The following is an 11,629-nucleotide window of genomic DNA, read 5'->3' on the forward strand; positions in this document are numbered from 1 at the left end:
GGCGCGCATGGTCGCGGCGCAATCGCGGAAAGGGTTTGCCCGCGCCAAGCTATGCCTTATCGCACGCACAATTGATTCAACGGGACCGCACATGAAGCTCAAACTCCTTGCCGCCTTGCTCGCCACGACCGTCAGCGCTCCGGCCCTCGCCGATGTCCTGATCGACAATGTCGAAGGTTTGACAATCGACGAGAACGGCAAGGTGAAGCGCTTCACCGGGATCGTGATCGACGACGAAGGCAAGGTCGCGCAGCTGCTCGAGCATGGCGACAAGAAGCCGCAGACCGATTTTCGCGAGGATGGCCGGGGCCGCGTGATGATCCCCGGCCTGATCGATGCGCATGCGCATGTCATGGGCGTCGGCATCGGGGCGCTGACGCTGGACCTGTCGGACACGACCTCGCTCGACGAGGCGCTGGCGAAAATCCGCGCCTTTGCGCAGGAGAACCAGGGGCGGCCGTGGATACTGGGTCGCGGGTGGAACCAGGAAAAGTGGGGGCTCGGCCGTTTCCCGACCGCTGCCGAGCTCGATAGCGCGGTTTCCGACCGCCCGGTCTATCTCGACCGGGTCGACGGGCATGCCGGCTGGGCCAACACGCTGGCGCTCGAAGCTGCGGGAATCACCTCCGCCACGAAGGCCCCGGCAGGCGGGCGGATCGAGCGCCTACCCGGCTCGCAGCAACCCTCGGGCGTCTTCGTCGATGCGGCCGAGGAGCTGATGCGCAAGGCAATCCCCGCCCCCCGCCCGGTCGAAAGAGACCTCGCCTTTGCCGAGGCGCAGCGCGTCATGCACAGCTTCGGCATCACCGCCGCCGCCGACATGGGCACGACCATCGAGGACTGGCAGGCCTTCCGCCGCGCCGGCGATCGCGGCACGCTGACGCTGCGCATCATGTCCTATGCCGCCGGGCCCGACCAGATGGAGCTGATCGCAGGATCGCGCCCCTCGCCCTGGCTTTATGACGACAAACTGCGGATGAACGGGGTGAAGCTCTACCTCGACGGCGCGCTCGGCAGCCGGGGGGCATGGCTCAAGCGGCCCTATGCCGACGATCCGGGCAACACCGGCCTCCCGCTGACCGCCCCGGCGCAGCTGCGCAACATCCTCGTGCGTGCCGCGCAGGGCGAGTTCCAGCCCGCGATCCACGCCATCGGCACCGCCGCCAATGCCGAAGCCCTGAACGCGATCGGCGAGATTGCCGAGAGCTTCCCGGGCGACCGGCGCTGGCGCATCGAGCATGCCCAGATCGTCGATCCGGCGGACCTGCCCAAGTTCGGCCAGAACGGCATCATCGCCAGCATGCAACCGGTGCACCAGACAAGCGACCGGCTGATGGCCGAGGCGCGGCTGGGCGCAGACCGGCTCGACGGGGCCTATGCCTGGAACACGATCCTCGGGCTCGGCGGACGGCTGGCCTTCGGATCCGACGCGCCGGTCGAATCGCCCGATCCCTTCGCCGGCCTCGCCGCCGCCTCGACACGGATGGACGTCAATGGCGAGCCCTTCGGCGGCTGGCGCCCGCAAGACCGCGTCAACCGCGAACAGGCGTTGGCGGGCTTTACCAGCGATGCCGCCTATGCCGGGTTTGCGGAAGGGCGCTTCGGCCGCCTGCTACCGGGCGAGCGGGCCGATTTCGTGCTGGTCGATACCGATCCGCTGATGGCCACGCCAGCGCAGCTGCGCGCGACCAAGGTGCTGGAAACCTGGGTCGGCGGCCGGAAGGTCTACGACGCGGACTGAGGCTTCTCGGCTTCTTCTGCCGCGGTTTCCTGCGACCGCTTCCGCTCGGTCAGCCGCATCAGCAGCAGCGAACCTTCGAACAGCAGGAATAGCGGGATGGCAAGCAGGAGCTGCGAACCGGGATCCGGCGGGGTGACGACCGCCGCAAGGATCAGGATGCCGACGATCACGTAACGGCGCGCGCCGGCCAGCTGCGCGCGGGAGACGATGCCCGCGCGATGCAACAGCAGCAGCAGCACCGGCAGCAGGAAGCTCATCCCGAAGGCGAGGATGAACTGCATGACGAGGCCGAGATATTCGTTCGCGGTCGGCAAGGCTTCGATCTTCAGGCCCCCCGCCTCGCCCTCGAAACCGAGGAACCACGCAAAAGCGGTCGGCATGACGACGTAATAGGCGAGCGCCGCACCGGCGGTGAACAGCACCGGTGTCGCCAGCAGGAACGGCAGGAACGCCTTTTTCTCACGCGCATAAAGACCCGGCGCGATGAACGCCCAGAGCTGGTTAGCGATGATCGGGAAGCTGAGGCAGAAACCGGCGAACAGCGCCACCTTCAGTTCGACGAAGAACACTTCGTAGAGCTTGGTGAAGATCAGCTGGCCCTGGCCGTTGGGAAAAGCATCCTTGAGCGGCTGGATCAGGAAGCCGAGTATCGGATCGGCGAAATAGAGGCAGACGCCGAAGGCGATCACCAGTGCGATGATGCAGCGCACGAGGCGGGCGCGCAGCTCGAGCAGGTGATCGAGCAGCGGGGCCTGCGTCTCGTCGATATCCTTGATTACCGCCATCTCATGCGTCCTTTGGCGGCGGTGGCGGGTCGAGCGGCAAGCCGGGCTGGTCGGTCCCGGAAGGGGAATGCTCCGCGGCCTTCACCGGGGCAGCCCGCTTGATCGCAGCCTCTGCCGCCGTATCGGCGTCCGCCGGGTCGAGCGGTTCCATCTGCGGCGGAACCAGATTGTCCGGCGCCCCGCCGGCAGCGTCGTTGCCGGTCGGGTATTTCGCCATGATTTCCTTGTTACGTGCCGCCCACTTTTCTTCCATGTCCTGGATTTCGGCTTGGCGGACCATCTCGTCCACACCGGCGCGGAAGTGGCTCGACATGCGGCGGATCTTGCCGATCCAGCGACCGGCCGTGCGCATCGCCCTTGGCATGTCCTTGGGGCCGATGACGATGATCGCCACCACGACGATCACCAGCAGTTCGGCCGCGCCGATATCGAACATGGGCTGCCTCCGCCGTCAGCGGATCACTTGGTGTCGGTGGTCGACTTGACCTGGCTCTCTGACAGGCCCTCGTCGGCGGGCTTGGCTTCGTGCTGGATGCGCGCTGCCGGCTTGTCGTCGTCCTCGTTCATGCCTTGCTTGAAGCTTTTGATACCCTTGCCGAAATCGCCCATCATTTCGGAGATGCGGCCGCGTCCGAACAGGACGAGGATGACGATGGCGATGATGATGAGCTGCCAGGGACCGAGCGACATGGTGAAACCTTTTCCGTAACTGTGCAGCCTATATAGGCGCGCCGGAGCGGCGGCGCCAGTCAGCTCTCTTCGACGGCCTCATCGCTGTCGACAGCGGCGCGCTCGGCCTCGGTTTCGCCGACGAGGTCTTCGTAGGCATCCTCGACCGGGTCGAGCAGGCCAGTGGCGCGCAATTCGGCGATACCGGGCAAATCCTTGCGGCTCGTGAGGCCGAAATGGTCGAGAAATTCGGCCGTGGTGGCATAGATCGTCGGGCGGCCCGGCACTTCGCGCCGGCCGGCGATCTTCACCCAGCCCGCTTCCATCAGCACGTCGAGCGTGCCGCCGCTGGTCTGCACGCCGCGGATCGCCTCGATTTCCGCGCGGCTCACGGGTTCGAGATAGGCGATGATGGCGAGTACCTCGGTCGCCGCGCGGCTCAGGCGGCGCACCTGTTCCTTCTCGCGGCGGAGCAGGTGGGCAAGATCTGGCGCGGTCTCGAAATGCCAGCGCTTGCCGCGCTCGACTACGCGGACGCCGCGTTCGCCGTAGAATTCGGAGAGTTCTTTCAGCGCCTCGCGAACATCGCCCGGGGCGGCATCCCCGAGGAAGCTCGCCAGCGCTTCCGCCGTCATCGGTTCTTCCGTCGCGAACAGCGCAGCCTCGACGGCGCGGGCGAGTTCATCCATGCGCGGTCGCCCGGCGCAGGTGGAGCGGGCCGAATGTCTCTTCCTGCTGCAGTTCGGCCTTGCCGAGACGCGCCAGTTCGAGCGCGGCGACGAAGCTGGAAGCGAGTGCCGACTTGCGCAGGCGTGGTTCGGCGTGCGGCGGAAGGAAGCTCCGCAGCTCCATCCAGTCGAGCGTGACGCCGAGCATGTGCGATACACGGTCGAGCGCCGATTCGAGCGTCATCACGGGGCGTTCGCGGACCATGTGGATCGCGGGGGCCGTGCGCGCCTTCACGCGGCCATAGGCTTCGATCAGGGCGAACTGGTCCGAGTGCCAGAGCGTCTTGCGCGCGATTTCGAGGCCTTCGGGGGCGCCGCGCAGGAAGACGTCGCGGCCGATGCGATTGCCGCCCATCAGGCGTGCCGCCGCGTCGCGCATTGCGCCCAGACGCTGGAGGCGCAACTGCAGCTTGAGCGCCAGCTCTTCGGGGCTCGGGTCCTCCTGCTCCTCCTTGGGCAGCAGCATGGCGGATTTGAGATAGGCGAGCCATGCCGCCATCACGAGGTAGTCAGCCGCCAGCTCGAGCTTCAGCGCCTCGGCGCGTTCGATATAGCCGAGATACTGGTCGACCAGCGCGAGGATCGAAATCGAGCGCAGGTCGACCTTCTGCCGCCGCGCAAGGTCGAGCAACAGGTCGAGCGGGCCTTCCCAACCGTCGAGCTCGAGATAGAGCGCGTTCTCGTCGACCCTGGTTTCGGCCGCGATGCCGTCCCAATCGTCCTCGGCGGCCGGTTCGCTGAACAGCAGGCCGTCGCTGGTCACGCTGCCGCCCCCTGCGCCACCGCCAGCAAAGCGTCGCGGGTGGCGAGAAGCTCGTCGGTCGGCGGGCCGTCCATCGGCTCGCCCATGGCCGCGTGGACGCGTTCGAGGCGTGCGGCAGTGGTCGCCGACATTGAGGCGCAGCGTTCGACGATCCCCGCCATGTCGTCGAGCTTCGCCCAGCAGTTGAGCACGATGTCGCACCCTGCGGCGAGTGCCTTTTCCGCGCGTTCGGGGATGGTGCCAGCGAGCGCCTGCATGTCGATATCGTCGGTCAGCAGGAGCCCGTCGAAGCCGATCTGCTTGCGGATGACCCCGGCGATCACAGTTTCGGACAGCGTCGCCGGATTGGCCGCGTCCCAGGCGTCGAAGACGATATGCGCGCTCATGCCGAGCGGGTGCGAGGAGAGCGTGCGGAACGGCTCGATATCGGTCTCGAGCTCCTCCACGCTGGCCTCGACGCGGGGCAGTTCCTTGTGGCTGTCCACCGTCGCGCGCCCGTGACCCGGCATGTGCTTGAGGCAGCCGACCACGCCCGCCTTGCCGAGCCCGTCGAGCACCGCGCGACCGAGCGCCGCGACCTGCATCGGTTCGCTGCCGAGCGCGCGGTCGCCGATCACGTCGTCCGTCTCAGGGCGGCGGACGTCGAACGGGGCGTGATAGTCCACGCTGATGCCCGCCAGCGCGAGTTCGCGGCCCATCGCCTCGGCATTGAGCCGCGCGGCCTCGATCGCCGAGGCAGGCGCGATATGGTAGAGCCTGGCGAAGGCCTCGCCCGCCGGGTAGCGCGGCCATTCGGGCGACTTCATCCGCACGACGCGGCCACCCTCCTGGTCGATCGAGACGATCAGGCGATCGCGGCCATGGATGGCGCGCAAGTCATCGGTCAGGCGGCGAAGCTGTTCGCGATTGTCGCAATTGCGCGCGAACAGGATGTAGCCCGCCGGATCGGCCTCCTTGAAGAAGGCCCGTTCGTCGGCCGTGAGGTCGAGGCCGGCAATGCCGAAAATGGCGGGTGTCATAGGGCGCAGACTGGGGTTTTTCGCGGGGTGCGGCAAGCTCGCTTCCCGCGTGAAGTGTGGAAATCGGGCCGGTCCGGTCCTGCTACTTGACGAAACAGGCGAGACCGTCGGCCTTGAGCGCGTTGCACAGCCGGTTGGCGGCCGCGCGATCGCCCGCCACGGCCTGCAGGCGATAGACCTTGCCAATATCGACCCGGGCCTCGACCACGCGGTGGCGGAAGCCGCTCAGCGCCTCGGTCTGCCGCGTCAGGTTTGTCCATGCGGCTTCGGCGTCTTCGCGGCGCGGAAAAGCACCGACCTGCACCGCCACACCGCCCGCCTGCGGGGCGGTCGCCGCGGCAGGCTCGGGATCGTCGAGCACGCGCTGGCCCTCGTTCACGGTCGAGGCGATCGACGGGCCGGCGGGCGTCTGCGCCGGATCGGCCAGCCTGCCTTCGCGGGTCTGCCCCTCGCCGACGGCAAAGCTGGTATCGCCCGTGCCGGGGAAGACCTTGCCGCCTTCGTTCTCCGGCCGGGTCTTGTACGGCTCCTCGGGCGCGGCGATCAGGCTGCCGTCGGCCGGCGGTTCGTCGCTCGTCGCGCGGCCGAGAAACCAGATGCTGCCCACCACCACGCCGAGCACGACCAGCGCGAGCACGCCGAGCATCACGATACGGGAGGTGTCGAACGCCCCGCCGGCGTCCTCGTCGTCGCCGGCCTCGAGCCACGGCAGGCTCTCGTCCTCGGCAAGGTCGAGCCGGTCGCTGTCGTCCCAGGCATCGTCGCTGTCATAGGGCGTAGCCGCCATGGTCACATCTCCTCGACCGCTTCGACCCCGAGAATGGCGAGGCCGTTGCGGATCACCTGCCCGATCGAATCGGCCAGGAACAGCCGCGCCGCGGTCAATTCGGCGTCGCCTTCCTGGATGATCCGCTTCGAAGTATCGTCGTTACCCGCATTCCAGAAGCTGTGGAAGGCGGCCGCCAGATCGCCGAGGAAGAAGGCAATACGGTGCGGCTCGCGCGCCTTGGCTGCGGATTCGACAACCCGCGGGAATTGCGCCGCTTCGCGCACCAACGCGAGTTCATCCGCCCCGAGCCGGTCGAGATGTTCGCCCGACGGCTCTACGCCCGCCTTGCGCAGCGTCGAGCGGATGCGCGCATGGGCATACTGGAGATAGAACACCGGATTGTCCTTCGATGCCTCGACCACCTTGTCGAAGTCGAAATCCATCTGCGCGTCGGGCTTGCGGGTGAGCATGGTGAAGCGCACCACGTCCTTGCCGACCATCTCCACGACATCGGCGAGCGTGACGAAATTGCCCGCCCGCTTCGACATCTTGAACGGCTGGCCACCCTTCATCAGCTGGACCATCTGCACCAGCTTCACGTCGAAGGGGATCGGCTTGCCCTGCCCTTCGCTGAGCGCGGCGACGGCGGCCTTGATCCGCTTGACCGTGCCCGCGTGGTCGGCGCCCCAGATATCGATCAGCTCGTCCGCAGCCTGCGCCTTCTGCAGATGGTAGGCGAGGTCGGCGCCGAAATAGGTCCATGACCCGTCGGACTTCTTTATCGGGCGATCCTGGTCGTCGCCGAACTTCGTTGAGCGGAACAGCGGCAGCTCGACCGGCTCCCAGTCTTCCGGCGGGGCCTTGCCCTTGGGCGCTTCGAGCACCCCATCGAACACGAGGTCGCGTTCACGCAGCCAGGCTTCGGCGGCCTCAGGTTTCTTCGCCGCCTGCAATTCGGCCTCGGAGGAGAACAGGTCGTGATGGATGCCGAGCAGCGCCAGATCCTCGCGGATCATGTCCATCATCGCGGCGACGGCACGCTCGCGAAACAGCACCAGCCACTCGCTCTCGGGTGCGTCCCTGTACGCCTCGCCGAATTCCTGCGCGAGCTTTTCGCCGACCGGCTTGAGGTATTCGCCCGGGTACAGGCCGGAGGGAATCTCGCCGATGTCCTCGCCCAGCGCTTCCTTGTACCGCAGGTGCGCCGAGCGGGCGAGAACGTCCACCTGGCTGCCCGCATCGTTGACGTAATATTCGCGCACCACGCGGTGCCCGACGAATTCGAGCATGCCCGCGAGCGCATCGCCCACCACCGCGCCGCGGCAATGGCCCATGTGCATCGGACCGGTGGGATTGGCCGAGACATACTCGACATTGACCGTGCGCCCTGCGCCCATGGCCGAGCGGCCATAGTCGGCGCCCAGGGCGGCAATGGCCGCAAGTTCGCGGCGCCAGGTGTCGTCCGTCAGACGCAGGTTGATGAAGCCCGGTCCGGCGATTTCGGCGTCCACGATGTCGGGATCGCGCTTCAGGTGCTCGACGATCTGTTCCGCCAGTGCGCGCGGATTGGTCTTCGCCTGCTTCGCCAGCACCATCGCGGCGTTGGTCGCGAGGTCGCCATGCGAGGGATCGCGCGGCGGTTCTATCGTCACATTGGCGCGCGGCGTCTCGGGCGGGAGCGTCCCCTCCAGCTCGAGAGCGTTCAATACCGCATCGATCCGGGCCGCGAAGGCCGCGTGAAGTGTCTGCATGTCAGCCATAGGGCGCGCCTAGCCCATTGGGCCAGATTCGCAAGCGGTCAGCGGGTCGCGTTGTAGCGCAGCTGGTCTTCGGTGAGCTGGAAACCGACCAGCAACTCGAAGGTTGCGCGTTGCACCGCGGCCCGCACCGCCGGATCGGCCAGCGGGTCGAGCGCGGCGTCGGGATCGCCGGCCTTGCGCTTGCGGGTGATCTGTTCGCGCACGTCGGCCGGCAACGTGGCTTCGGTACGGTCTACATAGGCACCGGCAGTGGCGCTGGCCTGCGCGCGCTCCTGCCCGTCGGCGAACTGCAGGGTGACCTGGCCGACGCGCTTGGTGACGACCTGGCTGCCGCCGCGCAGCACGGTGGCGAAATACGGCAAGGTTACCGTCCGCGCACCGCGCGTGTCGGTGCGGCGCGCGAGCACGTCGAAGGTCGCCTGCGTATAGACGCGCTCGGCCCCTTCGTCGCAGGTCGAGCGGACATTGGTGATCGCCGCGGTCACGTCGAGATCCGCCAGCGTCGTCGAACCGGGGCTGCGGAAAGTGGTGATGTCGCCGGTGTAGTCGGGAATGCCCACCGCCGGGCAGACGCTGCGCACCGCCTGGATGCCGACGCCTTCATTGATGACCAGTTCACCCTCGCGGCTGCATCCGGCGAGCGCCAGTCCGAGGGCTAGCACGGAGAAAAGGCGGTTGCGGCTGATCATGCGGCTTTCATTCCCTTGTCGAAATTCGAATTCATCCGGCCCGGCCGGCGCGGAGACGCCCTAGCTTGGCCTGCACGAAAGCGCTAGAGGGCGGGACATGAATGCCCCCTTTCCATCCACCGCTGCCGGTTCCCGCAACGATCCGCGCCTTCCGCTCAAGCTCCTCATCGCGGCGCCGCGCGGCTTTTGCGCCGGGGTCGACCGGGCGATCGAGATCGTCGAGCGCGCGCTCGAGAAGTACGGCGCGCCGGTCTATGTCCGGCACGAAATCGTCCACAATCGCTATGTGGTCGACAGCCTGAAGGAAAAGGGCGCGATCTTCGTCGAGGAGCTGGACGAAGTGCCCGACGATGCGCCGGTCGTGTTCAGCGCGCATGGTGTGCCCAAGTCGGTCCCGGCCGAGGCGCAGCGCCGCGAGTTGCTCTATGTCGACGCCACCTGCCCGCTGGTCAGTAAGGTCCATCGCCAGGCCGAACGCCAGATCGAGAAAGGCCAGCACATCCTCTTCATCGGCCACGCGGGCCATCCCGAAGTGATCGGCACTATGGGCCAGGTGCCCGAGGGCCAGATTACCCTGGTCGAGACGGTCGAGGATGTCGCGAATTTGCCCTTCGGCGATGACGACGACCTGTCGTTCCTTACCCAGACCACCTTGTCGGTCGATGACACCCGCGAACTCGTCGAGGCCCTGCAGGCGCGCTATCCGCGGATCGTGGCGCCGAAGGCAGAGGATATCTGCTATGCCACCAGCAACCGGCAGGCAGCGGTCAAGCGGATCGCGCCCGCCAGCGACCTGGTGCTGGTGATCGGCGCGCCCAATTCCTCGAACTCGCTCCGTCTCGTCGAGGTGGCCGAGCGGCTCGGCACCGACGCAAGGTTGATCCAGCGCGCGGACGAGATCGATCCGAGCTGGCTCGAAGGGGTGGGGACACTGGGCCTGACCGCAGGCGCCTCTGCCCCCGAAAAGCTCGTGCGCGAAGTGGTCGACCGCCTTTCCGAATGGCGCAACGTGACCGAAGAGACGGTGATGACCGCGGAAGAAAACATGGTTTTCAAGCTGCCGCGGCAGCTGACCGAGTAGCTTGGCGGTCTACACGCATCTCGGCGCGGAGGCTCTGGCGGAGCTGATCGCGGCCTATGACGTGGGTGAACTCGTCTCGGCCAAGGGCATTGCCGAGGGCGTCTCCAATTCGAACTGGCTGGTGGAGACGACCGGCAGCGATGGCGCGGGCGCGCGCTTCATCCTGACGATGTACGAATACCGGATCGATATCGGCCAGCTGCCCTTTTATCTCGGCCTGCTCGATCACCTTTCGGCCAAGGGGTGCCCGGTCCCGCGCACGATCCACGACCGGGACGGCGCAGCCTATCGCATGGTCGGCGACAAGGCCGTCGCCCTGATCGAATTCCTCCCGGGCGTCTCTGTCGATGTCCCGACCGCCGGGCAGGCGCAGGCGGTCGGCGCGGCGCTGGCGCAGCTGCATGGTGCCGTTAGCGATTTCCCGCAGTCGGGCGCCCAGACGATGGGCATCGCCGAATGGGACCGCCTGATCGCCGAATGCGGCGCAGAACGGCTGGCGGCCATCGACCCGCAGCTGCCCCAGATCGCGTTCGGGGAACTCGCGTTCCTTTCGGGCGCGTGGCCCGGCGAATTGGCGAGGGGCGTGGTCCATTGCGACCTCTTTCCCGACAACGTCCTGATGCTCGGCGATCGGGTATCGGGCCTGATCGACTTCTATTTCGCAGCCGAGGACTTCTTCGCCTACGATCTCGCGGTGACCCACGCGGCGTGGTGCTTCAGCCCCGGTGGACGCACCTTTCGCGAAGATATCAGCGATGCGCTGCTCGCGGGATACGCTTCGGGCCGAGCACTGAGCCCGGCCGAACGGGCCGTCCTGCCCGTGCTCGCGCGCGGGGCCTGCATGCGCTTCGTGTCTTCGCGCGCCTATGACTGGGTGTTCACCCCGGCCGATGCACTGGTCGTCCGCAAGGACCCGATGGATTTCGTCCGCCGCTTGCAATTCTACCGCGCGAATGGCGAAGGGCTGTTCGCATGAAGAAGGTCGAACTGTTCACCGATGGCGCCTGCAAGGGCAACCCCGGTCCCGGCGGCTGGGGCGCGCTGCTCCGGATGGGGCGGCACGAGAAGGAAATGTCCGGTGGCGAACCCGAGACGACGAACAATCGCATGGAAATGACGGCGGCGATCCGTGGCCTTTCTGCGCTGATCGAACCCTGCGAGGTCGAGCTCTATACCGACAGCAAGTACCTGGTCGACGGGATCACCAAGTGGGTCCACGGCTGGAAGAAGAACGGCTGGGTCAACGCCAGCAAGAAGCCGGTCCGCAATGCCGAATTGTGGCACGATCTGATCGAACTGACCGCGCGCCACCAGGTATCCTGGAACTGGGTGAAGGGCCACAACGGCCACATCGAGAACGAGCGGGTGGACAGGCTGGCCAGCGACGCTGCCGATCGCATCGCCGCCGGCTCAGCCTAGGTACGGTCAGCTTTCGTCGACGGTTTCTGCGCCCGGGCCGTTCTTCTTGATCGATTCGATCGCCTTCTTGGCGCTGGCCTTGGAGCTGTAGCCCTCGGTCCAGAACATCGTTTCCGAGTTGTACATGAAGTAGGCGACGTATTCGCCCTTCTTGTTCTGCTTGATCTTGAAATGATGCGCCATCGATCGCGTCTCCCTTCTTGAAA

Annotated in this window: 14 protein-coding genes; 4 read left to right on the plus strand and 10 right to left on the minus strand. The window is 66.7% G+C overall.

The genetic code is table 11. From position 1 onward, the window contains the following. Positions 1 to 91: 91 nt before the first annotated feature. Positions 92 to 1,741: an amidohydrolase gene (locus tag K3172_RS12455; protein WP_221590490.1), complete on the plus strand. Its 1,650-nt coding sequence runs from the start codon at positions 92 to 94 to the stop codon at positions 1,739 to 1,741. Here the strand turns inward: K3172_RS12455 and tatC are convergent. From tatC to K3172_RS12500, 9 genes are all read right to left on the minus strand, one after another. Next, entirely contained in the window at positions 1,726 to 2,526 is an 801-nt protein-coding gene (gene tatC / locus K3172_RS12460; RefSeq protein ID WP_221590493.1) for a twin-arginine translocase subunit TatC, read from the minus strand. The two genes, K3172_RS12455 and tatC, sit on opposite strands and share 16 nt — an antisense overlap. A gap of 1 nt (position 2,527) precedes the next feature. Continuing rightward, on the minus strand, positions 2,528 to 2,962 hold the full coding sequence (tatB, locus tag K3172_RS12465) for a Sec-independent protein translocase protein TatB (protein ID WP_221590495.1): 435 nt from the start codon (positions 2,960 to 2,962) through the stop codon (positions 2,528 to 2,530). A gap of 23 nt (positions 2,963 to 2,985) precedes the next feature. Next, complete coding sequence (tatA, locus tag K3172_RS12470) at positions 2,986 to 3,216, minus strand: twin-arginine translocase TatA/TatE family subunit (protein ID WP_221590497.1); 231 nt, start codon at positions 3,214 to 3,216, stop codon at positions 2,986 to 2,988. A gap of 59 nt (positions 3,217 to 3,275) precedes the next feature. Next, a complete protein-coding gene (scpB, locus tag K3172_RS12475) occupies positions 3,276 to 3,884 on the minus strand; it encodes an SMC-Scp complex subunit ScpB (protein ID WP_221590499.1) in 609 nt (202 codons plus the stop codon). Beyond that, a complete protein-coding gene (locus tag K3172_RS12480; protein ID WP_221590502.1) occupies positions 3,877 to 4,686 on the minus strand; it encodes a segregation and condensation protein A in 810 nt (269 codons plus the stop codon). Before K3172_RS12480 ends, scpB begins: the two co-directional genes overlap by 8 nt. Next, positions 4,683 to 5,705, minus strand: coding sequence for a beta-N-acetylhexosaminidase (nagZ, locus tag K3172_RS12485; RefSeq protein ID WP_221590504.1), 1,023 nt, complete (start codon positions 5,703 to 5,705; stop codon positions 4,683 to 4,685). Before nagZ ends, K3172_RS12480 begins: the two co-directional genes overlap by 4 nt. Positions 5,706 to 5,787: 82 nt before the next feature. After that, positions 5,788 to 6,492, minus strand: coding sequence for an SPOR domain-containing protein (locus K3172_RS12490; RefSeq protein WP_221590506.1), 705 nt, complete (start codon positions 6,490 to 6,492; stop codon positions 5,788 to 5,790). Positions 6,493 to 6,494: 2 nt separating this feature from the next. Then, positions 6,495 to 8,234 carry an arginine--tRNA ligase gene (gene argS / locus K3172_RS12495; protein ID WP_221590508.1) on the minus strand — a complete coding sequence of 580 codons (1,740 nt, stop codon included), beginning with the start codon at positions 8,232 to 8,234 and terminating at the stop codon, positions 6,495 to 6,497. A gap of 38 nt (positions 8,235 to 8,272) precedes the next feature. Further along, on the minus strand, positions 8,273 to 8,923 hold the full coding sequence (locus K3172_RS12500) for a hypothetical protein (RefSeq protein ID WP_221590510.1): 651 nt from the start codon (positions 8,921 to 8,923) through the stop codon (positions 8,273 to 8,275). A gap of 97 nt (positions 8,924 to 9,020) precedes the next feature. On the opposite strand from K3172_RS12500, the gene ispH reads away from it, so the two are divergent. The 3 genes from ispH to rnhA are packed head-to-tail and all read left to right on the plus strand — an operon-like array spanning position 9,021 to position 11,423. Further along, the gene (gene ispH / locus K3172_RS12505; protein ID WP_221590511.1) at positions 9,021 to 10,004 is read left to right on the plus strand and encodes a 4-hydroxy-3-methylbut-2-enyl diphosphate reductase; all 984 of its coding nucleotides are present in this window, start codon (positions 9,021 to 9,023) and stop codon (positions 10,002 to 10,004) included. Position 10,005: 1 nt separating this feature from the next. Beyond that, positions 10,006 to 10,980, plus strand: a complete 975-nt coding sequence (thrB, locus tag K3172_RS12510; RefSeq protein ID WP_221590513.1) for a homoserine kinase — start codon at positions 10,006 to 10,008, stop codon at positions 10,978 to 10,980. After that, the gene (rnhA, locus tag K3172_RS12515) at positions 10,977 to 11,423 is read left to right on the plus strand and encodes a ribonuclease HI (protein ID WP_221590515.1); all 447 of its coding nucleotides are present in this window, start codon (positions 10,977 to 10,979) and stop codon (positions 11,421 to 11,423) included. The genes thrB and rnhA overlap by 4 nt, the downstream gene beginning before the upstream one ends. A 6-nt stretch (positions 11,424 to 11,429) precedes the next feature. Here rnhA and K3172_RS12520 read toward each other — a convergent pair whose 3' ends face one another. Then, positions 11,430 to 11,606 (minus strand): YegP family protein, encoded by a 177-nt coding sequence (locus tag K3172_RS12520; RefSeq protein ID WP_221590517.1) that lies wholly within the window; start codon positions 11,604 to 11,606, stop codon positions 11,430 to 11,432. Positions 11,607 to 11,629 lie beyond the last annotated feature (23 nt).

This window comes from Qipengyuania proteolytica (assembly GCF_019711565.1).
GTDB classification, from domain to species: Bacteria; Pseudomonadota; Alphaproteobacteria; order Sphingomonadales; family Sphingomonadaceae; genus Qipengyuania; species Qipengyuania proteolytica.

Coding starts and splice junctions, on each gene's coding strand:
- tatC (WP_221590493.1), bottom strand. CDS start 2,526: ATGGCGGTAATCAAGGATATCGACGAGACGCAGGCCCCGCTGCTCGAT.
- nagZ (WP_221590504.1), bottom strand. CDS start 5,705: ATGACACCCGCCATTTTCGGCATTGCCGGCCTCGACCTCACGGCCGAC.
- K3172_RS12490 (WP_221590506.1), bottom strand. CDS start 6,492: ATGGCGGCTACGCCCTATGACAGCGACGATGCCTGGGACGACAGCGAC.
- K3172_RS12520 (WP_221590517.1), bottom strand. CDS start 11,606: ATGGCGCATCATTTCAAGATCAAGCAGAACAAGAAGGGCGAATACGTC.
- tatB (WP_221590495.1), bottom strand. CDS start 2,962: ATGTTCGATATCGGCGCGGCCGAACTGCTGGTGATCGTCGTGGTGGCG.
- rnhA (WP_221590515.1), top strand. CDS start 10,977: ATGAAGAAGGTCGAACTGTTCACCGATGGCGCCTGCAAGGGCAACCCC.
- tatA (WP_221590497.1), bottom strand. CDS start 3,216: ATGTCGCTCGGTCCCTGGCAGCTCATCATCATCGCCATCGTCATCCTC.
- scpB (WP_221590499.1), bottom strand. CDS start 3,884: ATGGATGAACTCGCCCGCGCCGTCGAGGCTGCGCTGTTCGCGACGGAA.
- K3172_RS12500 (WP_221590510.1), bottom strand. CDS start 8,923: ATGATCAGCCGCAACCGCCTTTTCTCCGTGCTAGCCCTCGGACTGGCG.
- argS (WP_221590508.1), bottom strand. CDS start 8,234: ATGGCTGACATGCAGACACTTCACGCGGCCTTCGCGGCCCGGATCGAT.
- ispH (WP_221590511.1), top strand. CDS start 9,021: ATGAATGCCCCCTTTCCATCCACCGCTGCCGGTTCCCGCAACGATCCG.
- K3172_RS12455 (WP_221590490.1), top strand. CDS start 92: ATGAAGCTCAAACTCCTTGCCGCCTTGCTCGCCACGACCGTCAGCGCT.